Origin of the sequence: Nostoc sp. ChiQUE02 (assembly GCF_034531305.2) — a bacterium.
Classification (GTDB): Bacteria; Cyanobacteriota; Cyanobacteriia; order Cyanobacteriales; family Nostocaceae; genus Nostoc.
Window position 1 is genome coordinate 60450 of sequence record NZ_JAVRBN020000029.1, and the last position, 24319, is coordinate 84768.

Here is a 24319-nt window from a genome sequence, read left to right on the forward strand (position 1 = left end):
ATGAAAATGACTATTGAAGAATTGAAGATTGATAATTTTGACTTAATTAAAACTTTATCTCAACAGTATATTCTCGCTAATGGTAGTTTCATTGACATTAATATTCCTCCGACTCAAATCATTGACAATTTTAATACCTTGTCTGGAACTAGACCAAGACTTAAGAGTTTGGGAATATATATTGTTATCAGTTTGAAAAATATTTATATTAACCTAAATCAACAATTATGTATTCAAATTGTTAATAAATATATTCATGGTATTGGCTGGGATGATTTGCAGTACATTTGTTTTTTTGATATTAATGCAAGTAACGTTTACATTCATATTATTTTTAATCGGGTTACTCCCCAAGGTAAGCTCATTGATATCAAATACTTGGGGGCTAAGTGGCAACAATATGAGGTTTTACGTCAATCTTGTTCTCGGATCTTAGAAAACCCTGCTAATAATAAATATTTACAGATCCGCTGCAACTGTTGTCCTTAAGTAAGAGTACATCACAACGCACAGTATATAAATAACTAACAAAAAATATGTTTGATGAACGACATTTGCAACTCACTTCTGCCTACGCTAGAGCTAGTCAGCATTTTATTAGAGCTTTTATTTATCATTTAGGAGAGTTTATTTACAAATCAATAGAATCAGCTATTGATTTAAAATGTCGAATTGAAATAGGGGAAGAAACTTATTTTCTTACTCCTGATGAGGATGGTGGCTGGAAATGGTCTAAAGGTAACTTTGAAGGTGTAACAGATGAGTCAATAGAACAAGTAGAAGAGATAATGGCATATTTATTGCCTAAACTTCTTCCCGGCAGTAATGATATAACACCGTCTAAATTTCCTCCTGAGCCTGATTTACCTCCAGTTTTACCTAACCCCAATTCCCCCTTAATTCTTCCGCCTTCTGCCACATCTGTTGAGTTTTTAACTATACAGATGTGGCAGAACACCCAGGAATATCTACCTATTCAAGACCAAGATAATCTAGGTTTAAATGCTTCCATCCATAGAAATGTTTTTTTTACAGTTGAAAGCGCCAACAATGGCATAAGTAGTAAAAAACTTGAGCCACAAAATACTCAACATATCCCTCATCACCCAGAACATATTGATCCGCAACATTGGCACGAACTCGTAGTAGGCAGCGCGATCGCACCAGAAATTGCACATCTCAACTTCTCTAGTCTTCACTTTAGCTATGTCGGTGGCGAACATGAAGCTTGGGAACGGCTGATGATCAGCGACAAACTCTCACGTACAAATACAGGTAGCCTTTCTATTAGGCTTTTAGAACTCTATTCCCATCTAGATGCAGGTGGCTGGTGGTGTAATTCAGGGGTAGACCCGCGCACATTTGCAAATCTTACCCCTGGTGAGCAACCTCAAATTAAAGAATGGGGATGTTATAAGCCAAACCGCCCCAGACCCAAAACCGTGAAAAAAGATGGGTTCAATGTTGCGGTTGAAGGCAAGTTCATTAAATATGAGCATCCACCATCAGTTGATTTGAGTATTTTCTTACTAGATGTTCCAGGGGAAATTGCCCAAAATATTTACTCAAAAGCTGGAGTAAACCCCAGCGATAGCGATCGCTTGAATGGTTTTTGGTATTGTGTATATAAACACAATATTCCACTCGTCATTACAGAGGGGGCGAAGAAGGCGGCTAGTCTGTTAAGCCAAGGTCACGCAGCCATCGGACTACCGGGAATTTCCTCCGGCTATCGCTCACCTAAAAACGAGTGGGGCAAGAAAATTGGTGATTCCTATCTGGCTGATGAGTTAGCTGTTTTCGCAACTTCTGGTAGAGAAATCAAAATCTGCTTTGATTATGAAACGAAGCCTGAAACTAAGCTCAATATCCAAAGAGATATTTGGAAAACAGGAAGCTTATTACAAGAATTTGGTGCTGTCGTTAAAGTAGTAACGCTGCCAGGGCCGGATAAAGGTGTAGATGATTTTATAGTTTCACAAGGAAAAGAAGCTTTTGAAAAGTTATCTGCCGGGGCTATATCTCTAGAGGAGTGGCATCAAAATCAACTTGATAATTTACGTTTTACTATCAAGCTCAAGGATGGCACAGTCAAAAAAATTGATCAACAAAAAGGAGGCTCTACTGTGATAGATGATCCCGAATTAGAACCAAACATTGGTGTATTTAAAAAAAGTCGTGCTAAATCACCTATTGACCCTGGTTCACAGATTATAGATATAAAAGTTATTGATTCAGACATTATCCATATAGATGTTGCCCCGGAGCCAGCCCAACCAACTGAAACTCTTGTAACTAGTTCTTCTTGGGCTAAAAAAGAAAATGTTACAGTTTATGAGCCTAATTTTTTTAGAAAGCGCCTAGAAGCTAGCGAGAATAAACAAATAGCTTTTGCTGCTTATACTTTGTTAAAAAAATATGGTGTTGAGGCTAAAGATGAACAACAGCAGACCAGTGGCAAAATCTACCATGCTGATGCTTTTGTAATCAAAAATCATGGTGCTGATAAATACAGTATCTATCGTCGTCATGATGATGTAGAGTTAATGACTTTTCAAGCTGATAAATGGGGACACGTAGGCAATATTAAACTTTCTTACACAGAAATAGAGTCTGAGCCAAAAATTTGGGGAGAAAAACAAATTAACATTCTGCCTATTGAAAGGCAGGAGTTTTTGTTAGTGGCTGACTACCTGAAAGCTGGTAAAGAATTGCCCTCTGTTGATGAAGACCCTCGCAAAATAGCTTCTGTCGTTGGTTCAGTCTCTCCTAAAGGCACACACAATATTTTAGAAAGTTTCAAAGAAAACGAGGTATTAAAAATACTCACACAAAGTATTACTAGCTTCGAGAAAGACGACTTAACCTTGGGCAATTACCGGATTATTTTTCGGCAAACCAGTGACAATACATCTACTCTGCAATTACTCAAAACTGAACACAATGGTACAAATCGGGAAGCTGTTCGCTTTCAGTTTGAGAAAACTGACACTGGTATGACTCATCAAGTCCAAGCGATGGCTATCACTGAAGCTGATTTGGAGAAGTTAAGACTATTGGCTCAAAAGCTGCATATTAATTACAAAGCAATGTTAGGCAACCCGACAGATACCCGTGACATCGACTTGCCCGTTCATCCCGAAATTACCCGTAATTTAGATGATGATCAGTCACACCAATCTACTCAATCTACGCCCAACGTACCAGATCGCAAGACACAATCACACCCACAAGAAGCAAGCTTTAATTCTCCAAAACAAGACAACGCTGTGCTACCACTACATCCAGTTTTAAAACAATATTGGGAGCAGTTAGAAAAAGATGGTTCAAGTCATGAGACTGTAGCACAAGGACATTTAGAATTTCAATCTAAAATTCAGCAAACTGGCAAGCTGACTATTGGGGAGCAACGTGAACTTTACCAAAAAATTCTACTTCAAAGTCAATTCGAGCAGCACAACAAAGGGCAAACTGATATTTCTCTTCCTCCTTTGAGTGATGTGATTCAGGATTTGCTCAAGACTCGTAGCCAGGTTATTAACAATACCTATACGCCCAAGGTTGAAGTACATTCCCAAAAATCTCACACTCCGCAACAACCTACTACTAATTCAGAGGAATTAGAATTATGAAAAGGAGTCAGAAATCAGAATTCAGGAGTCAGAATACCCCATGTCTGTTCGCGCAGCGTCTCCAAGACTTGTCGGGGGCTTTAGACCATGATTCAGACGCTCTCTACGTTCGCGCAGCGTGTCGCAGACAGACGCTAAAAGCGTAGCAAGATCCCCGTAGGGGTACGCGCAATACGGTTCGGTTAAGGTTTTTTGATGAAAATTCTAGATTGCAAAGATGCGATAAATCATCACAAAGACGCGATGAATCGCCGTCTTTACAATAATCAGTCTTTCGTAGAGACGGCGATTTATCGCGTCTCTTGCCTTAACCGAACAGTATTGGGGGTACGCGGACTCGCTTGCCACCGGCGCTATCCACTAAATCGATTCAGAATTCAATTCTGAATTCTGGCTCCTGACTCCTGAATTCTTCTTTTGTAATACTTATGCAATCTAGCTCAGTAGCCGAAACCATCACTACCATCAACCGCAACAGTGGCTTTTCTGACAACCAAATGGCTTACAGACTGGCGCTGATGATGGAGAAATACCCACTTTCACAATCAATACACTCAATCTCTGCGCTAGACCCCACACAGCGCGAAAATATTATTGGTGAGGTGAAAAATACTTTATCTGTGTCCCGAAATGCTCAAAGTACTGAAGATTACAGGCAATCCCTTAAGGAAAAATACTACCAAGAATACGCTCAAAAATTTGGTTTAAATAAATCCGAGGAAACACCTGATATAGATAACTCAACAAGAGTTGAAGATTTAATCAATGAAAATAAAAAGACATTCTTACAGCAGATATTAGAAACTAAAGGGCGCAAACTGCCTTTTGTTGACAGTCAACAGTCAAAATCGGTTGAGAGTAAAAACGATGAGGTTGCTAAAAAGTCTCTCATTCCTGCACTAATGAATATTATCGTTACAAAGGGACAAGATACTATTGGCGGTCGAGTCTATGAAGGCATGGCTTATCAATTAAATTTGTTGATGAGAGAAGGTATGCAGCGTCTGACTGTTTGGCGCAAAAGTGATAATCAATCGGCTTTTAGTGCTTATAAAGTAGAAGAAGAGGAAGAATATAAGGTAATACACAATCACCTTTCACCACAAGAAACACAAAAGCTGATCAACTTCGATATAAGAGTGCAACAGCAACAGCCACCGCCACAGCAACAACAAAACGAGGCATCTTCTGACGGCCCAGAGTTAGACTAACTAAAATACCCGACAAACAACCCAAGAATGTACGCACTTACTAAGACATATCGCTTAGTCACCCGCTCGAATTGTGACCAGGGTGAGATGATGACAGCTAATACTATGTAAAACAATGCTTGTAAAAAATCGTTGTGCCCCAGTTTAATGATTGCCGCTATCATCAAAGCCACAAAAATTAGAAATTCCACTCCTGTTTCGATTCTGTCCCAAAGTTTCACATCATATAGGTAACGCATCTTGTAACCTCTGTGACTTGGGCAACATCCTACCATCAACCCCATAAACCCCGTTATCTTTGTAAGGAAATATAATGATGAATTTAGTTCCTTGTCTAACTACCGAGTTTACGCTTATCCTCAAACCATGAGCATGAGCCACACATAAGGCGATGTACAGTCCTAGTCCCATCCCTGATTGATGTAATAAATTGCTATTTGGCGCTCGCCATAATGGGATAAATATATTGGAAATTTGTTCGGCGGCAATCCCACAGCCGGTATCTTCAATCTCAATAATTAAATCATCACCTTGATTGAGCAGCCTTAAAAAGATATCTCCGGCAAGAGTGTACTTAATAGCATTTGTCACAAGATTACACAGCATTCTGTCAATACTTATGCTATCACCTCGTACTTGTGTTCCATGCTTGTACGATGACTGAGTTTCATAGTGGAGATTCAAGGAATGATACTGCGCTATTGGTTTGAATCGAGAATAATTATTTTGTAAAAAACTTAACATATCAAACTGCTCCACTGTCGCTGGATTTAGTTCAAAAAAAGCAGTTCTTTCAGATTGAATCAAACTCACCCCTCGCTCATTGGTTTGTTGTAAAGCGATCAGCAACGGTTTGATCTCTTCTAAAGACTGTCCATAAGCACCATCAATTATCTGATTCAAAACTAACGATGCTCCTTGATAGTTGTTTGAAACATCGTGTAACAAACCTAATATGCTTAAAACTTCCTGTTGCATAACTGTGTTTCCAACGACAGATGGTGATTTTGGCTACTTTTATGAATAAGTGCTAATTATGTCTACAAGATTTGAGAATACTTTTATTTTAGTTATAAAAAAAATTATCCAATCAAACTTTAGTACTAAAGTTTCTTTCATTCATCTGGAAAGATTTTTGATTACTTATATTTTATATTACAGACACAAAAAGTAAAAGGCTTAACACCAACAACTATGTTATAAATATTGAGTCATCTTATAATCGAAGTGATCTATGATTCGATTAACGCTCATTGAGGATGAAGAACTCATTAGGTTGGGGATCACTACTGCTATCAATCAACAACCAGACATGGAAATGGTCGGCGTTGCTCGTACTGGTATTGAAGGGATTAATTTAGTTAAGGAATTAAATCCCGATGTGATTTTGGTGGATATTGGTTTACCGGACATATCTGGGCTAGAAGTGATTAAAGAGGTCAAACTCAATAGCAACACTAAAGTTGTTGTTCTTTCTTCCCATTCTTCTCAAAGCACTGTTCAATCAGCTTTAAATGCCGGCGCTGATTCTTACCTTCTCAAAAAGAACAATGTTCCTCTTTTGTTAGAAGCCATAAAAACAACTTTTTATGACCATCAGTGTTTTTTTGACCCTTATATCAGCCGACGGAATTTTTGTCACCCACAGAAAATCAAAGGTAAGACTTATCAAGATAATCTCACTAATACTGAAATCCAAATTGTTTCTTTGATGGCAGTCGGTTTTTCTAATAAGCTGATTGCCGAGCAGTTATTTATTACTGAAAGTACTGTCAAAGGGCATGTTAACAAGATTTTTGCGAAGTTGGATGTCAGCGATCGCGTCAATGCTTTGATTGAAGCTAGTAAACTTGGCTACATCGAACAAGATTACCTTCAGGTAGGTTAGCTACTTACCTACTTGAATTAAACAATAGCCTTGGGTTTTACTCTGCTGTGTTTGACAAGCTTCAATTGCTGCTTGATTTTTTAAGATGATTTGATACATCTGTTTACCCTCTTGGGATTTTGCCCATTGGAGAATCTTTATCTCGTTACGTGAGACTACTACTGACTGATTCGTTCCTATATTTTGCACCAGATTCCATGTGGTCAGCGAACCCAGCAAGGTACTGCCAGCCGCGACTAATCCACACACAAGAGATACTGTCCCCAATCCCCAGCCTGCCTGCACTTTCATGCCTGTGCCGGTGGGCTTGATTTTTTTGATCTCATCACGTACAGCATTTGACACAACTGTATAATGCATTGACTCGGCTTGTTTGCTTGTCTTATCCAGTTTTTGGTCTATCAGTGCTGCCCACGCTTCTATCATTGCCTCCATTCTTGCCTGGAGGTCTATGATCGTTTCTTCATATCTGCCCAGTGTCGCCATCACCCTAAAAACTGGATCGTCTGGTGTAATTCCTAGTTGATATGCCCCTTCAACTATGCGTTTTTGTTCTGATGGGGAATAACCTTGTAATGTGTCTTGTAGTGTCATCAATCAAGCCCTAGATATTTAATAGCCAAATTGTTATTCATTACTGAATGACGAAAGTTTTTAATCCACTGAAAAATGAAGCTTCTCCAAAATAAAATTATTGAGAGATCCTGGCAAACTTGTGAATATGGTTTATCAGCCTTTTCCATAGCTTGATAATGATTTCGATGTAGAGCCATTAATTCTACTTCTGTCCCTCCTATGATTAACAGCTTTTTCCGTATCTTCTCCTCATATTCTCTAAACTCTGGCGCAAAATGGTAATTTTTCACCACCACGTAGTTAGCGTTATTAGTCGCGTTCTGGATGATTGCATTTAAGTAATATATACAGTCTTCCCTGTGAGAAATAGGTTGAAGAAATGTTAAATTCCAACCAAATTTTACTACAACCTCAAATAAGCTAGCACTCTCAATATATTGAATTACTTTTTCAATATCTTGTCCGGGCATATCAACAATCATCACATCTAACTCAGGATGATTTAAGTCATCTGTTATTGCATCAGCATCGTCATTTGATAAATCAAACTTTTTGATGGTTGCTAATTGCTCATAAGCTTTAAATACAGGGAATAATTCTTGGTTATAAACCTTGATCCGTTTTCCTTGTTGGGCTAACATTTCTAGCAATAGCTTGATAACTGTAGATTTACCTACCCGCGCATCTCCTACAGTTATAATTATTCTCTTTGACATTCTTATTCCTATTCAGATAAAATCTTCTCTATGCCAAATAAATCTTTGATTGGCTTTATTTGCCCTTGGAAGTTGTTCAACCAGCTTAGGATTCTCCCAAATACAGACGGATATTCATCTTGTTCAATCCCTTGTCTAAATGTCATGTTTTTAACATCCAAATAATCGTAAGACTTTTTCGCTAACTTTGGCATAGTTATACTTGTGAAAGTATGACTTTTTGCTTTTACTTGCTGCTCTATTTCTTTTATTTTTTGCGAGTTATCATAAAAATTAAATTGTTCTACCTCTCCGTAAAACAAATTTTTTACTATTACATAATCAACATTATCACCACAGTAACTATAAAGTTCTAATAATTGATTTATACAATCAACTATTGTACTTATAACTACTACTATAGTTACCCGCATTTGACATTTATCATTTACCACGCCTAAAAACCCCATCTCTTTTATTAAAATTTTTAGAGTTGGTAGAAATTGTGATGGCGTTTCTAGTAGTATCAAAGATTGTTCCTCTTGATTCTCCCCCGATTCTTTTGGTTTGGGATACACTAATTCTTTTAAATTATCTACAAATTCGTCTAATTTATCTGAGTTAGATATATCTAAACGTTGAATGTTTGCAGATGTTTCATAAAATCTGATCAAGTGTGGATTAGAATTATCCGCGTCTAACCCGACAAATTTTACTGTGTTATCTATGTAAATTTGCGCTAAACCTCTGGCAAAGGTTGACTTACCAACACCTCCTTTATCTCCTGTCACCATTACTAATCTTCTTAGTTGTTGTGGATTATTTTTATTGTTGTTATTCCCATTGTTGTCTGTGTTTGCCGAATTTTTAGGCTTTGTATTAATAGGGGATTTTCCCGTTGTATCGCTAGATAATGGCTTATTTAGCTCTGTGTTACTAGTGCTTATTTCTGGCAAACTGCTATTCATATTTTGGTTGTTTTGTTCAATGTGTAAAATTGTCATTTTCTTTGATTCTTTTTAATATTGACTAATTGTTTTACAGATACTGTCTTTGAAATATCGGTCGGATTTTAATTCGTACCCAATGCACAAATTTATTAATCAAGTCCGCTTTGACAATCGTCTTTAAGGTATTGATGGCTGTAAAATTTAAAGTTTTTACTTTTACTACCTCTTCTTCAATAACTACATAACGTTCTTGACTGTGAATATTCATCAGTACTACCTTTTTGTTATTCAGTTCTGCTGCAACGATGTTAAACACATCTTCGGCAAATATCTCTAGCCCTAATGGGGTAGAGATTACCCGCACCGTGCTACCTAAAGGGTGATCAAATTCCCAATATGTCCATACTCTTCCCATAAATAGATTGCCATATTTGATTCAACACATGAAGCTATTTAGGTACTGTTTTTTTCAGTACTATAGTTTCTTGATTTTTAAAAAATACGTTATACAATTACTAGCGATTATTTTTGGTTTTCAAATAATTGCCGCTATAAATACCAATATTATTCTTAGGCAAAACTGATAACGGTTGAATGTTCAGCCGATCGCCAACCTTGATATTGGCAGCGCCTTTTACTAGCTCTAGCACTTGGGAGGCAACTTTCCCCTTGTAGATGGGACAAGGGGTTTTGTAACACGGTTGGGCATTGTAAACCGCAGTTGTCACCACATTGTCCTTAAGATAAAAGATGTCTAATGGAAAATTTACCTTGTACATCCAGAAAGGCACGTTGTAAATTTCTCCTCCCAGGTTGAATAACATCCCGCGTTCGCCATTTAAGGATGAGCGAAATTTCAGCCCTTTCTCTAATTGCTCTGGTGTAGAAGCGACTGAGAGCTTAAATGTGCGATTGCCTTTCGTGAGAAGGTGCGTAACTGGTAAATCCTGGGGACGAGTTTGGACGTAACCCAGCGCCACAGTGCCAATGATAATTAATACTCCAGCAACAGGGCCTAGTATGTTCAGTAACTTGAAAGCAGCAACATATAAATCCTTTTCAGAATTAATTTTTAAAGTTTTCATGTTTCACCAAAAATATCAACATTGCCGAGACTATATATAGATGAATCAATCGGGCTAGATGGAAGGCCATGTAAAGCCGCAATGTTACGCATACTTTCAACTCGGTCAGCTTCGCGGATGGCCAGAGGATTCATACTCTGCCTTGCTGCCAACAATGCCGACAATGTAATCTCAAGTGATGGCAGTTCGCTAGCTGGTGCAACATCATCACCAAACATTTGACAGAAACTAAAGACGGCGGCACGTTCAACAATGGCTTGAATCTCCGCACCGACACATCGCTGCGTGGCTTTGAGTAACCTTTTCCATTCTTCTTCGCTGTACCCATCGCCCCGGTCACGGAAACGAGGATCGAATTTAGCTAGATGAATCTTGAATATTTCGTGCCGTTCGCCGTAATTTGGGAGATCCACCTTGAAAATTTCATCGAAGCGTCCACTTCTGGTTAGCTCTGGTGGTAGCCATTGAATATTGTTAGCCGAAGCGATAATTAAAACCTCACTAGTACGTTCTTGCATCCAGGTCAAAAGCATACCAGCTAGGCGTTTGGATAAATCATCATCCCCGGCGAATCCTTTATCAAAGTCATCGAGATAGAGAATGACATGATTGATTCGGTCTACCAGTGCGAGTAAGCTTTTTAGCTTGTACTCAGCCAAATTACCGTAACTGCGGAAACTACCCCACTCTAAGATAATCAGAGGTAGCCCCAATTGTGCAGAACTTGCTTTAGCCGAGTAAGATTTTCCTGTTCCCGGTGGGCCGATTAATAAAATCCCCTTGGGTAAGCGCAGATTATAGGCTTTAGCTAATGTGGATAGAAGGCGCTTATAAGTTTTAAACGCTTGCTGCATCAGTTCCAGCCCACCGATAGGAGTGCTAGGGGGTTGTAGAAATTGGATATTATAAATCCGCTTAAACAGTTCGATTTTGTAAGCGGACAGTCTTTCTACTAACTCATCCGGTGTAATTTCATGATTTGCGATTGCCTGTCTGATTCCATAGTCAATGTCTGCCAAGTACATCCCTACTGAGGCGTTCGCTGTCGCATGAATATCGCTGCGGCTGTAATCAGGTAATACTTGAGCTAAGTAAGTGCTTATTTCCTCTATAGCTGGCAGTTGTTGCACAATGGTAGGAACTTCGGGGGCAATGTCAGATGACACAGTGGCGTTTGACCCTAAGAGAATCGCTGTCTTGTTAGCATTGCAATTGTACAACTTCAGGTTAATGAGGGCTGACTTAATCCACTCGGAAGTCAAAAAGAAATCGGGGTCAGTGGTAACTTCACCCAGCCAGGGGAATATGCCCTCCAGTATGAGAATGCCCTGTAAATCAGTGGTTTTCCAAAACCGCAGAATTTCAAAGTAATGTTCGCGTCTGCTTTTGGCGATCGCCTGATACTGGTCAACTCTTTGTAAACTTAATCCCTCCTCATTAGTAGATAACTGCTGTAGCGCATCATCCTCCAGCGTCCACAGGTAACAGTTAATATTGTATTGTTCGCATTCACTGGCTAGATTGATGAGCAGCCTGACCCTCTCTTGCAATGGAGACTCGACAGCAATCAGCTTATTGTTAAGCTTAATTAATCCAAATATTTGTTTAATTAACTCATCATTCATTAGGGATTTAGTTAAATTTCACCCCAATATTATTGATAGCTAAAACTCTTTACTAGCTACTTTAGTACTGAAAAAATCGGTACTAGAGTAGCTTGACTTTTTTGCAACTATAGCTCTAATTCCTCGTGTTTTTGTTGTGAATAACGTTGTTGCAATTGATGGGAGAAATTGATTAACTGCGTATTCCAATCCCGACTTTCGCACTTGAGTTGAGTCGAGTGTGGCAGTAGTTCTTTAACAGCCTGTGCCGCAGTTGATTGAGTAAAAGCTACTTGTACACAAGGAACATTACGTAATCTTTCAACAGGTAAATTTGAAGTGTCATCTACTGCCATGTAAACTGTTCTGTTTTCTGGTATTCCTTTAACCTGATATTCCAGCATGGCTACTGAAATGGTGTCAATGGGAGAGTCAGACAGTACGACAGTACTAGTTTGTTCGCTAGGCTTTTTCCCCAAAGTAAAGTAAAACCAGTTATCACGGCGAACTGTACCTAACTCATAACCAGAGAAATTATTAGCTGCCCCTTCTAAAAATGCTCCTTTGGTTTTTCCGTTGAGATCCCGCATCACAAAAACTACATTTGCTTTTGAGTCGGCATAAACTAGTCCCTGGTTATGTAACATTTGTACGCAATCAGAAGGTATGCCTCGTTTCTGAGTTAGGTAATGTTCTACTTGCTGCCACTGTTTTTTATCCTCAATCGGTGGAGTGAATTGGGGTACTGGTTGAGTTTGGATAATAAGAGCCGTAACTTTTTGAGCATGAGCGCTCGCTGCACGTTGGGCCCCAGCTTCACCAAATCTCTCCCCCAGCCATGCGATCGCTTGGGCTTGATTACATTGATTAACGTGCTTGACTAAATCAATAGCACTGTTACCCCCTAACGAAGAACCATTGCCAAAGTCAGTAAATTGAGAGGCATCTATATTAATGATGTGGTTTCTTCCAACCCATTCATTCCCTTTACGCCACAGTCCCAACTCCCAAGCAACATCATCCAAAGCTAAATCAGTTGACCATTCGGTAAGTTTTTTTATTGATTGATTATCTCGCTCCAATTGCTCTATCCGCCGCCGTAATTGGTCATTCTCAACTGAGAGAGCTTTGGCTGTAGCTTCCATTTCCTGTTTACGTTGATTCGCCCTGTCTCGGTCGGCAGCTTTGGCCTTCAATTGCGCTGCACTTAGCTCATCAACTTCTAAGTCACGCCCCTCCTCCACAATGCGGTAAAAGTCTTTGATGTCCTGGTGCTGGGCTTTACTTCCTCTAATCCCACGCTCCAACCCAATTAACCGCATTGTCTGGTAGTACGAATCCTGAAACTCATGAATTTTCTGCCGTCCGTCAAAGAAATGATTGCACCGTAGCTGTCCCTCATCATCCAAAGGCACAAAATAAGCGTGAATATGGGGTGTGGCTTCATCCAGGTGTAACTCGGCGCGGACAATGCGATTGCCATATTCATCCGCTAACCACTGGTGAGTCGCTTCTAGCCATTCATCCAGCTTTTGTGGTTCATAGTAACCGGCTTGAGTGGGGCAGCTGGGACGGAAATAACTGGGCGATGCACTCAACAGTAACTCCACGCAGTACACCGCATCAGTGCGAATCTTCCGCTTCTGCTCCGAGTCCCCTATCTTGGCTAAGACTAAATCCTCTAGTCGTTCCTGTGGGTTGAGGCTACCGATGAACCGAATATTTTTTTGAGTGGGATCTGCATTAGGGGTTTCTCTCTCTCGTGCGGTGTGAGATGCACTCCCTGATATATTACCCCGCTTTAATTTTTTTAATCGCGCGATCGCGTATGCCATTTTTTCTTTACGCTAAAATTTGGAAATACAAGTTTTTGGGCTGACTGATTGAGAAACAAATATCACTCAAATTCTTGCTGTTTTTTCCCGATTTCACGCCTATTTTAAAGCCAAATCGCTCAGATGCGAAAATGGGGAAATAACCGTAGTAAGTACGACTATTCTAAGCCGCCCTACAGCATTTCACAGGCAATTCTCCCGCCATCCCAATATTCCGCTAGTATCGCAGTCACTTCCGGCACAGTTTCAGCCTAAGTAGGAAGCACCAGACTTTCTAGGGCTTGGACTAAAAAACCACGCAACAGCAAGGGTTTTGGGCTATTTACCTGTCAATAACCCTTAATTAATGAGAATTAATGGGCTGCTCACAGAATTTTTCGAGATTACTCAAGAGTAAACTAACTGCTCACGGATTTTTTCAGGGATACCTCAAGAATAAAATGGTTGATAACAGAATTTTTCAGTAGCCGCTCAAAGTTAATCAGCGCTAAATTGTAATTTTTAGTAGTGTTTCGTAGCACAAACAGAAAAAAACTGCTTTTTTGAAGTGGAATTGCAACAAGCTTGTAGTACGCATTCTCAATAATTTTGAAGTTATTGAGAATAAAAATGGAGTAAAAAAGTAGCTCAAAAGCAGTACTGGTAAGGCTTCAACCCTATTTTATTTCTCAAAATTTGATGCCAGACTGGTAGCTGTAGAGCTACCCAACAGCTACCAGTTGGGAAGTCATGAAACTATAACAAACTGATTTTTTTGTGTCATAACAGGTAGCTGTTTATCACCTGTAGAGCTACCCAACAGCTACCAGTTGAGTAAAGTATTCAGGGATACTTTTTTAGCACTGAGAAAGTCTACTAAATTGTGTGCCTTAGTAAATTTAAAAGAGAAGATAAATTCACCTGACTTTTCAGAGTATGTTGAAAGGGTAGACGGTGTAAAGCGTGAGGTTTAGGGTGTGGGGTGAGCGGGGTAGTAAGGCTTTCTTGAGGAACTTAAACCCAAAGAGGGTTTCACCATCCCCAATCTTGATGTTCGTGTAGCGTGTCGTAGGCAAAGGTTGCGGACTTAGGGTGAAAAGTTGGGAATTTCGCCAAGAATTTAGATATGAAGACATGTAAAGATTCAATGATTGCAAAATTAATTTTAATCAACAGCAAATGAAAAATAAAAAATATTTGTTTTAAAATGAGACGAGAAAGGTTTAACCTTTTAAATGTGCTTAAGTGAAAAATGGAACTGCTTTACCTAAAAATGTTTGACTCCAGTAATTGGAATTTTTGGGAATAAGCATGAATGAAATAAAACAGGAAATAATTTCCATTAGAAGGGTCGCCGAGACTATAGATGGAAAGATAATCAGCTATCTAAAATCTACGCCACTAGCGTTAGAGGAAGATTTCTCAGAATTGGTCATGGCTACGCTCAAGAAGCACTGGCTACCTTTAGCATTATTGTCATCAGGGGTCAGGGATGAAAGGCTAAGGCAGAATGGTATTTGGGCAATTGGAGAGTTAGAAGCACAAATAAGCTGTATACGGCGGATTTGTGGAATAGAGAATGACCCAGTAGCAATTAATTCATTAATTAAGCCTCAAATAACAGTGACAACATCATCCGAGAACGCATCCATCTTAGGAAAAATGTCACAAACAGGACAGTTAAACGCGGATGAAGATGAAGAATGGATGCAAATGGAAATTCCAGAAGAGGTAAAACAGGCTAATCAGATGTTGGGCTGGAACGGTTAGAGCGTAGGCGCAAGCCAAGTCGTAGACATCGCCTGATTCGCAATCATGTTTTCAAGCTGGGCTAGATCCAGACACAAATTTTGTTGCCTTTTGAGATAGAGAAAGTAATAACGGGACGAAAGCAAGGAATAAAACATGAATAGAAAGAGCATTTCGGACTCTGCCGAGTCCACAAAAGTTGTCCTCACGTTGGATTTAGGGGCGAGTACAACCAAGGCGATAGCACAGGTATACCCAGACGGAGTACCAATGGTAATAACGATGGAACCAGAGATAGCAGATGTGGGCTATGGTTCAATAGAGTTTTTATCAAGTCAATCCTCGGTACAAGACAATACAGTATGGATAGGTATTGGTGAAGAATATTATGTTTTAGGCGCATTATCGAAAAGTATGTTTGCTGGGACATCAGCAATCAGAGACTTGAAATACAGTTATGCCCTACCGAAGATAGCAGCATTGATGTGGTTGGCAATTCGGCGGTTGGAATTGGGGGTAAAAGTTGATTTGGGGATTTATTTACAAATATTGTTGCCACCAGGAGAAATAGCTCATGCCAATCATTTGGGTAAACAATTAACACAGAGATTAAAAACAGGTGTCAAAACACCAACAGGGAAGTTCAAATGTAAAATCAGAAGTTTTAATGCGGCACTAGAAGGGGCTGGACTATTGACGTATCGCAGCCGTAATGTCAATGTCAACTATTTCCAAAAAAATATAGGAATGTTGATGTTGGGGTATAGGAATGCTAGTTTTACCCTCTCAATGAAAGGCAATTCATCAAAAGCGGAATCAACGGATTTAGGGATGAATTGGCTTGTGAGTCAGTTTGTTGAAAGAACTGCGGTAGGTTTGTCCAAAGAAGATTCACGCTTAGTTAAAGCAATAGTAGAAGCCAGAGATGGGGATTTTGACTCATTACGTCGATTATCACGGAAAAATAAACCAGAGCAAATACAATTGGATGTAGATTTATTCGAGAAGATATTACCCCTAGTTCGTGAAGAATACACCCGTGCCTTATTACGATGGGTAAAAGGTATAGCTGTTATGGATGAGGTGCTAATTTGTGGGGGAACAGCAACTTTTGTACGTCACGAGCTAACCCAACATTTTGAAAGTGTTGGCATTCCCATTTGCTGGAATGGTGGGATGGAGCTTCCTAAATATCTAGACACAATGGGATTAGGAGATAGAGTATGTGATGTTTGGGGATCTCACATTAGCCATATCAAAATGCTGGATTTGAATTTAAAATATGATCGCCAAGATAAACCTTTAGTCCCTGATTATTATGTTCAGCCACCTTCTCCTTTGTCGGTAGCCGAGATGAGGGCTAAAAATGGATATTTAACTAGCAAGTTCTTCTAACCCCAAGGCTTGCAATTGAAAAAATAGCTACCCCATACTCGCCTCGACAACGTTACTCAATGAAATCTAGTACTCTGCCAAGGAAACGCAAGCGTAGTGGTCAGCAGAGGAGAGAGGAGCGGAGGGGCTGAGGGGCAGAGGGGAAAGAACTTAACTTATCAATCTCTCCCCTTCTCCCACTAGCGAACCTGCTCCCTTGCTTACCTCCACGTAGCAATTTTGGGTTGCTACACTACTAGCTGTCGTTCTTACCTAACGAGTTTATTGTGATTGCTGGGGTGAGTGGTAGTGGGAAATCAACCTTGATGGATGCACTCAACGGACAACGGCCCGCCAAAGGGAAGTGTTTGTTAAGTATGTTGACCTATACAAGAACAAGAATATGCCCAAGAATTGGACTTTGAAAATAGACCAGTACATCAATGCAAATTCTAACTGCATTATTGCTACCGCCCATGTAGATAGTTTTCCCTCCGACCTACCCCTAGAACCAAATATCCGCGAACCTAATCCTAAAACCTCAACGTACAAACAACTATTTGATTCACTCACCACCCAGCCGGAAAAATTCTTTCAAAGAAATAACGGAATTGTACTGTGTGTTAACAAGGTTTTGCCCAAAAATAAAACTGAACTGGAGTTAGAGGTACTACAGGCTAATGAAGGCGGCAACGATGGCATTATCAACGGTGGGCATACAGTATTAGCATTTAAGCAAGCTAGAGCAAACAAGTATGACCTCTCTCTAGCCAGAGTCAAAGTCACAATCCATATTGGGCTAAGTGAAGACGAAGCGAAAGATATAGCTCTGGCATCCAACACATCAGCCCCAGTAGATGCACGTTCTAAAGTTAATGCCAGAGGTGATTATAAATTTCTCAAACAGTTTTTAGCAAAATTAGAGATGGAGGAAGAAATAAAATTCCGCATTGCTTACTATCAACATCAAAGTGGTGTGCCCAAGAGTCCACAGTGTAATGTCAACCATTTGATTAAGTTGATGAATTGCTTGGACAGGAACAAGTACAACCCGAATAAATCTAAAGGTAAGCATCCACCTGTCAGCAACAATCCCTCTTTAAGCGATGCGGAAAGACAAAGGTTGTCAAAATTGTTGCCGCTACTGTCCAAGGCTATGTGGATTGAGCAACAACTGTTCAAAACCATTGAAGCTTACATCACCAACCCCAAGAAAAAAGGGGTAGACCTAGCTTCAATTGATGCGCGAAAGAATACGCTGTTACCCGATAGCCGCTACTCATTTGGGTTTAGTGCGCCGGCTGATATTGCTATGCCCATTGTTGCCGCCTATCGAGTCTTTTTGGATGAGAACTATAACTGGTTAATTCCTTTTGATGATTTCGCCCTTGATTTTCTAGAGCATTTATGGGCAAACTACTACCGCAAGTATTTGGTATCAGAGAAGTTAGCTGGCAATACAGTTGGGAGTAAAATCTGCCGGAACCCAATTATCTGGGATAATCTCTACGTTTCGGCTCAAAATTATCTTAATCAACAATTGCTCAAGATGGTTGGCTCAAACAATAACAAGCGTGAACAATTAACATTAGCAAATTGATATGCCAGAGACGACACATTTGCAGGTACAAGAATTATCACGATTTGCCCAAGAGCAAGACTTCAATCAGCAATATAGACAGTATTTCGGGGATGTCTGGGATGAAGTTGGAGTTAAAGATATCTCCAGAATGACCATCCAAGATGCCGAGCAAACCTTGAAGGTACTAGCTGATAGTGAAGCATCTCCCCAATTCATCAAATCCCTACTAGCACAAGCAGCAATTGATGGTGCTACACCGCAGGTTTTGGAGTATTTCTTGAGTAGTGACATTGACTCAGATGGGCGGACTCTGGCACAAGAATTATTTCAGGATGGGACGAACCCATTGCAGCCAGATACACCCCAGCCACCACCGAAAGCACAGGTTTTATCTCCATCTCCAACTGAAGATTTTGACTGGGAAATATAGCATATATTTTCAAACTTTACTAGCAACCTGAGCTTTGATTTTTTCAGTACTCAAGTTGCTAGTTCTTTTTTGAAAGCATATTTAAACTTCTTAAGTTAGGTATAAGTTCCATTTTTCAAAAAGCACAGTAGGGTGTAATTGACTTATCAATTACACCTGTTCCCTCAACTAACTCCTAAATCAAATGAGGCCATATTTATGAGTTTATTAGGTATTGATAGACCTTTAGATGCAACCCAAGTAAAACTGTGGGATGACCGCGATTTATCTACAAGCGATCGCCGCCGGGAGCATCTAGAAATTCTCTTGTGCCAGAAAGTACAGATAGGTGAAGACCCTACCTTGTGTAAACAAGTGTTGAATTATTTGTATTTCTCGGCATTTCAACAGAATCTGAATCGCATTACTGTCCAAAAGGAGAAAGAAAAGTCGGTCTTTGCATCCGTACAGCAAGTGATTATTACGTCCTTTGCTATTTTAGGAATGTTTGCGTTCCTTGCTGCCGCTTCCAACAAGTCAGTTGTGCGATCTCCTGGGGTAATCCCTCCAGCTATAGAACGGCAGTCCAATTAACCAAACAATCCGCTTTTTCGCCCAGTCGCAATACAACTCTTGGAGAGGCTATGCTCAGTGCAAGGGGAGCAATTGCAGATGTAAAAGGATGCCACTAAAAAGCTGAGAGCGTTGTTTGATAATGCTTTCAGCTTATATTATCACTCGCTCTGCTTCGGCTCACCTAATATGCTGTATCTTTGTCGAAAGGCAAGCTGTCAACATCCTCAAAGTTACGCAGGTCTTGCTCCATCTGCTGCCGACGTTGTCCGTATGTTCTGCTATCTTCAATCCTTCCTCTCATCAACCATGCACCAAAGTTGATGCCTTGTTCTACGTGATCGGCAGACACTTTATTGTAATTATCAACCTCCATTTTCTTGCGCCACTCAAGTTGTTCGAGGGCACTTTCACTGATACCAATTTTCTGAGCGTATTCTACATATTCAGGTCTGAGAGAACCATCTGGGTTAAATTCTTTTTTTTCTTGTTCAGTGAAGAAATCGTAGGCTGTGTAGATTGGCCACGGCTCTGGATCAGTCTCGTCCAGGTGTTTCCACTCGTCATACTCTTCTTTTGCTCTACGAGCATAACTATCAATTGCTCCTGGATCTTCACCTTTGGATAACATTTCTTGCCGAGCTTCACTTTTCAAACTTCCATCTGGGTTGAATTCTTCATTATTCATATTTATCCAACGCTTAATCCTTGACATAAAAACCTCTCAAAAATTTAATTAATATTCATCAAATTTCAAATCTTATGACTTTGGAATTAAAGCATTTTGACCCTCGTTTAAATCAGTGGATCTATATAGACGATAGCAGAACCGACTCTCAATCAATTTTAACTGAAAAGCTCAGTAATACTTTACTAGAATTTTACTTTCCTGACAAAGAATTCTCATTTGGACATTCTGATGAATACAGCACTGCTGAAGAACTAAAGAATCATCCAGATGGACAAATTTTATTACTATCTTCTAAGACTCGCTTACTTTATGGAGATAAAGAATGTTTAGAAACAATTCAAAAAATTTGTCCAGATAGTAAAGACCGGGGTGCTTATGGTTCCATTTTACTTGGGGCTTGTAAAAATGCGATTCACGAAAAGCTAAACATTTTAGTAGTAGATGATTCTACTGATAACAGGGGTGAAAATGGAGGGATATTATCGAATGATTTGGCATATAAATTAGTTGGCGATTGTTATGGGCAGATTTCAACACAACTTTATGACAAGCTAACCTTAAGGGAATCCCAAACAGATAAAAGCTATCGTGTAATTCAACATCGATTTGGTTGGGTAGATGGAGTTGGAGAAGATACGACTGAATATCGCTTTGGCAAAGGAACACTGCGACCATACAGACTAGATAGAATAAAATATGCAAATTCTAAAAATGAACCAAAAATCGATATAATTCTTCCCGTAAGCAGTTTTAAGGGAACAGACAAGGATAGACCCAAAGGCCCTACTAAACCTCAAATTCAACCAGGATTATATCAGCAAAATATTTGGTTAGCCGAAAAAGCACAATCTCAACAAGGTCAGATGTCTATCTCCCAACTGCTGGCATCTTTCCCCCAAGGAATTAAAGATTTTGCCGAAGAACTAGAGGTACAAGCTCAAAGATTAGCCTCTATTGAAGATGACCCAAGAATTGTTGCTGCTTACTATTGTGAAAGATACGAAAAACGTAAAGAATCATTGAGCCAAAGTAAATTAAAAACATCAGACATTATCAATCAAGAAACAAATGTTAAAAACTTAGGGACAAATAATGACTTAGATGCAGATCAGGAGTTGGATGACGAGAGTGCTAAAGATGACTTGTTTATGTACAAAGTCATTAAAGCTGATTTACTTGGTCATCAACAGCTATTAGAAACTGAGAAGGTCAAACAGGAATTAAGTCGTTTTGTACAAAGTGAGTGGCGAGATATTGCTATTGGGAAAATGCTTACTTTTGACCGAGCAATGATTATTCCTTCCAAGGAACTAAAAAATGGTGAAATCTGTGCCCCTTGGCTGGAGCAAGGAGAAAAAGTTCTTAACTTTCGCTCTCCTTTTCTTAACTCTAATGGCTTGTGTGTTTCTACTAATAAACACATTAAAGACCGTGTTGCTCCAGATGGTGAACCCTTAGAAGGCATAATTGTAGTTAATGACGAAGACCACAAGCGCATACAGCAAAGAATTACAGAGTTAGAAGGACGAGGGATTGATGTTGATTTTATAGATCCGGCAGAAACCGAATCAGAACGCCAAGCACGAGACTACGATGGCGACTGCATTGGTGTAGCAAAAGCTAGCTTATACCCCAATTTAACAGCAGAGGCAGAGCGAAGAAATCTTCCCCAAAATGCCTATTCGCCCACGGTTAAGCTCAAAAAACAATCATTTTATGATCCCACTGATGGAAGCCAGCCCCCATTTGAAAAAATCGCTATTCACATGAGCGATAGCATCAGCGTGGGCATAATCAACAATCAAGTGACAGCACTGGAAGCATTAGAATCGGAAATTGAGGTACTTAAAACTTACGGTACTTTAGAACAACAATTGACTTATTTAGACCAAGTTTCTAGCCATTATCAAAGTTTATTTGAACAGGAATATGGCGAGAAGCCCAAACCAATTAGAGCAGAGTACAAACCTTTCATGCAATCTGTTGTAGCTCTAGCAGAGAATTCTAACAGAAGAAGAGAGATTATTCAACAGGCGATGGATGTTAACCGCCTGATGTACCGAGAAATGATTGGTGAGGGATGTTATCAAAACCAAATAGCGGTTGATTTATTCAAAAGTGCAAAAAAACCTGAGATGGATAAAATCCGGGAGAACAGCCGCTACTTGTATCGTGATGTTAATTATATTAAAGATAAGAAATCTTCGTCAGTTTATTTAAGCACGGGGATAACACCAAAGGGCTACTCACCAGTAGAATTATTAATTAGCCAAACCAATAAATATTTCCAGCAATCACAGTTAGAATCGCGCCCCATCGTCCAGTTTAGAGACTTATTCAAAGGGGTAGAATTTACACCACAGCAAAAATTTACAGCGATCGCCGCCAAATACGAGTTTGATCGGAAATTCAATGCTGCGGTACGTATGGAGCGACGGCGGGAAACCGAGAAAGGGCCATCAGCAATCATCCAAACTCCACAGTCTTGCCAACTCGAAATTACCAATCTCACCCATTACGAACATCCTCTGATTTGGAAAGCCCAAACGTTGAACATTCGCCTAGACGAAATACCAGAGAAATGGCGAACTAAAGAACGCCCCCACAAATTACTAGCATTTGCACAAATCAATGGTGAGATTGGGGAGGATAAGAAACCCGCCTACCGCAACCTGGGGACAGTTAGCCAACAATCTGTGACTGACCACAATCTCAAGGCGGGGATGACCATGCAGGGAGCTAAACTCCTAGAACTAAAACCAGAACTTACTAGAAGCCAAACTAAACTACTCTTTGCCTTGGCGCAGGAGACGGCAGAAGCATTTTATGCCTCTATCCCAGAGTCAGAAAAACTTGCATCTGCTGCCGCCGCTTGGAATATCTGTGCATCCCGCCAGGATGAACTCGAAGTTGCACGTAAAGAAAACGCAAACCCCCAAGCGATCGCTAAAAAAGTCTCTAATTTTGCCTTCGCTGCTTTCCCCAATGAGATTATCTCCCGCTTGGAGAAACTGCAATTTAGCGAACCGAAGTTAGTCACACTTAATAATGAAGCAAATGAATTTTTGGGCAGAAAGTGGAACCCAGACGAAAAACACCCAATAGAAATCAGAGCCTCTCATCACCCACCGGGACATGAACGCCACGTTTCCAGACTAATGTTTGTCCAGGATGCTGACGGCGAATATAAGGAATTCGCCATGCTCGAAACCAGGGCTGGAATGTTACCAATTGGCACAAAGGCGCAAGCTAATTTCATTGGGGTAGAACCTGCTACTGCCAAAGCAACTATTGGACTACCAGGAAACGAGCCGATTGAAATTACTATCCGCGAACTCAAGAACTTCTCTTATGCAGGACTTGTTTTTAACGCCGAACCCGTAAACTTAGAATTTGGCACTGTGCCGGTGACTGACAAAACAGTAAAAATTAAGTTAGATGGTAAAACATTAGGGGAGTTAGACAGCGATTCTGTCCAGCAGTTAAAACAAGTTGATTATTTAAAAAATGGTAATCCCCTAAAATTAAAGCTCACGTCAATCTCCGAAACTGGAGATCAAGCTTTTGTGCTAGGTGAGTCCCCAAATGGTAATCTCCTCAAAATCAATAAAATTAACTTTTATGATTTTTCTGGTCAGTCATTCTCGGATCGAGATTACCGAAAACTGACTATCGAAACCTCCGCTTCTAAAACTAGAGATGCAGTATTTCTCAATGGTGAACCCTTGGGAGTATTGCACTTTAAAAAAGACAAAGACGCGCTCAGACAGCTTGGACTGCTCAAAACCGGACAACTAACACCCGCACCCACTATTATTGAAAGTAATTTTTCTGTTATTTGCGCTCAAATTGACCCTAAGACCGTTGAATATCCTACTATTTGGACGAAGGAATTTCAGGTTTTTGGGACTCAATCGGTTAATTCTGAACAACAAGAGATGATTGAGAGTAGTGCGAAAATTCTACATCATATTAAAGAGCGGACTACTTTCTTATTTTCTACAGAATCAAACAAAAAACTTGGAGTCATGGGTTTGGCTGTTGACAACCAGAAAGCTGAGACTGTGACTAAATGGTTAACTGCTCAAAAAGTTGAATGGCAGCAAGTACCAACAGAAGATGTTATCAGGGAAACCCAAAAAGGTCTAGCGGTATTTAACTTGGTTGATAGCTCCATCCCTGCCAAAACTTTGGAGAATATGACCAAGAAATTCGGGGCAATTATTGAAACGGATAGTGACTATCAACAAAGAGTTAATTCCCTCGCCACACGACCACAGTTTTTGAAACCACCAGAACAAACAGCGCAATCCCCGCCTTTGCAAAGCCGACATTCCACTTCACCCCAAGATGTTCAAAATGTCACCCCTTCAAGCATCAAAGGCAAACCGATTCCCATGAACTACCCATTAATGATGCATGGTGACACCAATGTTTTACCCGTGGATACTTGCATTGATGCGATGAGAGGATATGGTCGAACTCA

The 24319-nt window shown here is 40.0% G+C and carries 22 protein-coding genes; 11 read left to right on the top strand and 11 right to left on the bottom strand.

Features of this window, described 5'->3' with window-relative positions; all coding sequences use genetic code 11:
* From RM347_RS25015 to RM347_RS25025, 3 genes are all read left to right on the top strand, one after another.
* The gene (locus tag RM347_RS25015; protein ID WP_322716424.1) at positions 1 to 489 is read left to right on the top strand and encodes a relaxase/mobilization nuclease domain-containing protein; all 489 of its coding nucleotides are present in this window, start codon (positions 1 to 3) and stop codon (positions 487 to 489) included.
* Positions 490 to 536: 47 nt separating this feature from the next.
* Positions 537 to 3632, top strand: coding sequence for a DUF3854 domain-containing protein (locus tag RM347_RS25020; protein WP_322716425.1), 3096 nt, complete (start codon positions 537 to 539; stop codon positions 3630 to 3632).
* A 428-nt stretch (positions 3633 to 4060) separates the two neighbouring features.
* Positions 4061 to 4843, top strand: coding sequence for a hypothetical protein (locus RM347_RS25025; RefSeq protein ID WP_322716426.1), 783 nt, complete (start codon positions 4061 to 4063; stop codon positions 4841 to 4843).
* Here the strand turns inward: RM347_RS25025 and RM347_RS25030 are convergent.
* Both RM347_RS25030 and RM347_RS25035 read right to left on the bottom strand, forming a co-directional pair.
* Positions 4840 to 5082, bottom strand: coding sequence for a hypothetical protein (locus RM347_RS25030; RefSeq protein WP_179070171.1), 243 nt, complete (start codon positions 5080 to 5082; stop codon positions 4840 to 4842). The two genes, RM347_RS25025 and RM347_RS25030, sit on opposite strands and share 4 nt — an antisense overlap.
* The gene (locus RM347_RS25035; RefSeq protein WP_322716427.1) at positions 5066 to 5821 is read right to left on the bottom strand and encodes a sensor histidine kinase; all 756 of its coding nucleotides are present in this window, start codon (positions 5819 to 5821) and stop codon (positions 5066 to 5068) included. Before RM347_RS25035 ends, RM347_RS25030 begins: the two co-directional genes overlap by 17 nt.
* A 256-nt stretch (positions 5822 to 6077) precedes the next feature.
* Here RM347_RS25035 and RM347_RS25040 point away from each other — a divergent pair, with 256 nt between their 5' ends.
* On the top strand, positions 6078 to 6731 hold the full coding sequence (locus RM347_RS25040; protein ID WP_322716428.1) for a response regulator transcription factor: 654 nt from the start codon (positions 6078 to 6080) through the stop codon (positions 6729 to 6731).
* Here the strand turns inward: RM347_RS25040 and RM347_RS25045 are convergent, their stop codons facing one another.
* The 8 genes from RM347_RS25045 to RM347_RS25080 form a co-directional block, all read right to left on the bottom strand.
* Positions 6732 to 7325 carry a DUF6753 family protein gene (locus RM347_RS25045; RefSeq protein ID WP_322716429.1) on the bottom strand — a complete coding sequence of 198 codons (594 nt, stop codon included), beginning with the start codon at positions 7323 to 7325 and terminating at the stop codon, positions 6732 to 6734. It lies immediately after the preceding gene.
* Entirely contained in the window at positions 7325 to 8023 is a 699-nt protein-coding gene (locus tag RM347_RS25050; RefSeq protein WP_322716430.1) for a hypothetical protein, read from the bottom strand. Before RM347_RS25050 ends, RM347_RS25045 begins: the two co-directional genes overlap by 1 nt.
* A gap of 8 nt (positions 8024 to 8031) precedes the next feature.
* Complete coding sequence (locus tag RM347_RS25055; protein WP_322716431.1) at positions 8032 to 9006, bottom strand: hypothetical protein; 975 nt, start codon at positions 9004 to 9006, stop codon at positions 8032 to 8034.
* Positions 9007 to 9040: 34 nt separating this feature from the next.
* Positions 9041 to 9367 (bottom strand): hypothetical protein, encoded by a 327-nt coding sequence (locus tag RM347_RS25060; RefSeq protein ID WP_322716432.1) that lies wholly within the window; start codon positions 9365 to 9367, stop codon positions 9041 to 9043.
* 100 nt (positions 9368 to 9467) lie between these two features.
* On the bottom strand, positions 9468 to 10037 hold the full coding sequence (locus RM347_RS25065) for a DUF192 domain-containing protein (RefSeq protein WP_322716433.1): 570 nt from the start codon (positions 10035 to 10037) through the stop codon (positions 9468 to 9470).
* Positions 10034 to 11662 (bottom strand): ATP-binding protein, encoded by a 1629-nt coding sequence (locus tag RM347_RS25070; protein WP_322716434.1) that lies wholly within the window; start codon positions 11660 to 11662, stop codon positions 10034 to 10036. Before RM347_RS25070 ends, RM347_RS25065 begins: the two co-directional genes overlap by 4 nt.
* 107 nt (positions 11663 to 11769) lie before the next feature.
* The gene (gene mobV, locus RM347_RS25075) at positions 11770 to 13476 is read right to left on the bottom strand and encodes a MobV family relaxase (RefSeq protein ID WP_322716435.1); all 1707 of its coding nucleotides are present in this window, start codon (positions 13474 to 13476) and stop codon (positions 11770 to 11772) included.
* A gap of 908 nt (positions 13477 to 14384) precedes the next feature.
* Positions 14385 to 14591, bottom strand: coding sequence for a hypothetical protein (locus RM347_RS25080; RefSeq protein WP_322716436.1), 207 nt, complete (start codon positions 14589 to 14591; stop codon positions 14385 to 14387).
* A gap of 175 nt (positions 14592 to 14766) precedes the next feature.
* Between RM347_RS25080 and RM347_RS25085 the strand changes: the two genes are divergently transcribed.
* From RM347_RS25085 to RM347_RS25110, 6 genes are all read left to right on the top strand, one after another.
* The gene (locus tag RM347_RS25085; RefSeq protein WP_190881036.1) at positions 14767 to 15225 is read left to right on the top strand and encodes a hypothetical protein; all 459 of its coding nucleotides are present in this window, start codon (positions 14767 to 14769) and stop codon (positions 15223 to 15225) included.
* A 135-nt stretch (positions 15226 to 15360) separates the two neighbouring features.
* Positions 15361 to 16599, top strand: a complete 1239-nt coding sequence (locus RM347_RS25090) for a ParM/StbA family protein (RefSeq protein WP_322716437.1) — start codon at positions 15361 to 15363, stop codon at positions 16597 to 16599.
* A gap of 278 nt (positions 16600 to 16877) precedes the next feature.
* Entirely contained in the window at positions 16878 to 17003 is a 126-nt protein-coding gene (locus RM347_RS25095; protein WP_322716443.1) for a hypothetical protein, read from the top strand.
* Entirely contained in the window at positions 16982 to 18178 is a 1197-nt protein-coding gene (locus tag RM347_RS25100) for an AIPR family protein (protein ID WP_322716438.1), read from the top strand. Before RM347_RS25095 ends, RM347_RS25100 begins: the two co-directional genes overlap by 22 nt.
* Position 18179: 1 nt before the next feature.
* Positions 18180 to 18590: a hypothetical protein gene (locus tag RM347_RS25105; RefSeq protein WP_322716439.1), complete on the top strand. Its 411-nt coding sequence runs from the start codon at positions 18180 to 18182 to the stop codon at positions 18588 to 18590.
* A 198-nt stretch (positions 18591 to 18788) separates the two neighbouring features.
* Positions 18789 to 19163 carry a hypothetical protein gene (locus RM347_RS25110; RefSeq protein WP_322716440.1) on the top strand — a complete coding sequence of 125 codons (375 nt, stop codon included), beginning with the start codon at positions 18789 to 18791 and terminating at the stop codon, positions 19161 to 19163.
* A gap of 163 nt (positions 19164 to 19326) precedes the next feature.
* Here RM347_RS25110 and RM347_RS25115 read toward each other — a convergent pair whose 3' ends face one another.
* Positions 19327 to 19857: a hypothetical protein gene (locus RM347_RS25115; RefSeq protein WP_322716441.1), complete on the bottom strand. Its 531-nt coding sequence runs from the start codon at positions 19855 to 19857 to the stop codon at positions 19327 to 19329.
* A 47-nt stretch (positions 19858 to 19904) separates the two neighbouring features.
* Here RM347_RS25115 and RM347_RS25120 point away from each other — a divergent pair.
* Positions 19905 to 24319, top strand: a 4415-nt coding sequence (locus tag RM347_RS25120; protein ID WP_428850612.1) for a hypothetical protein, incomplete at its 3' end; no start/stop codon positions are given.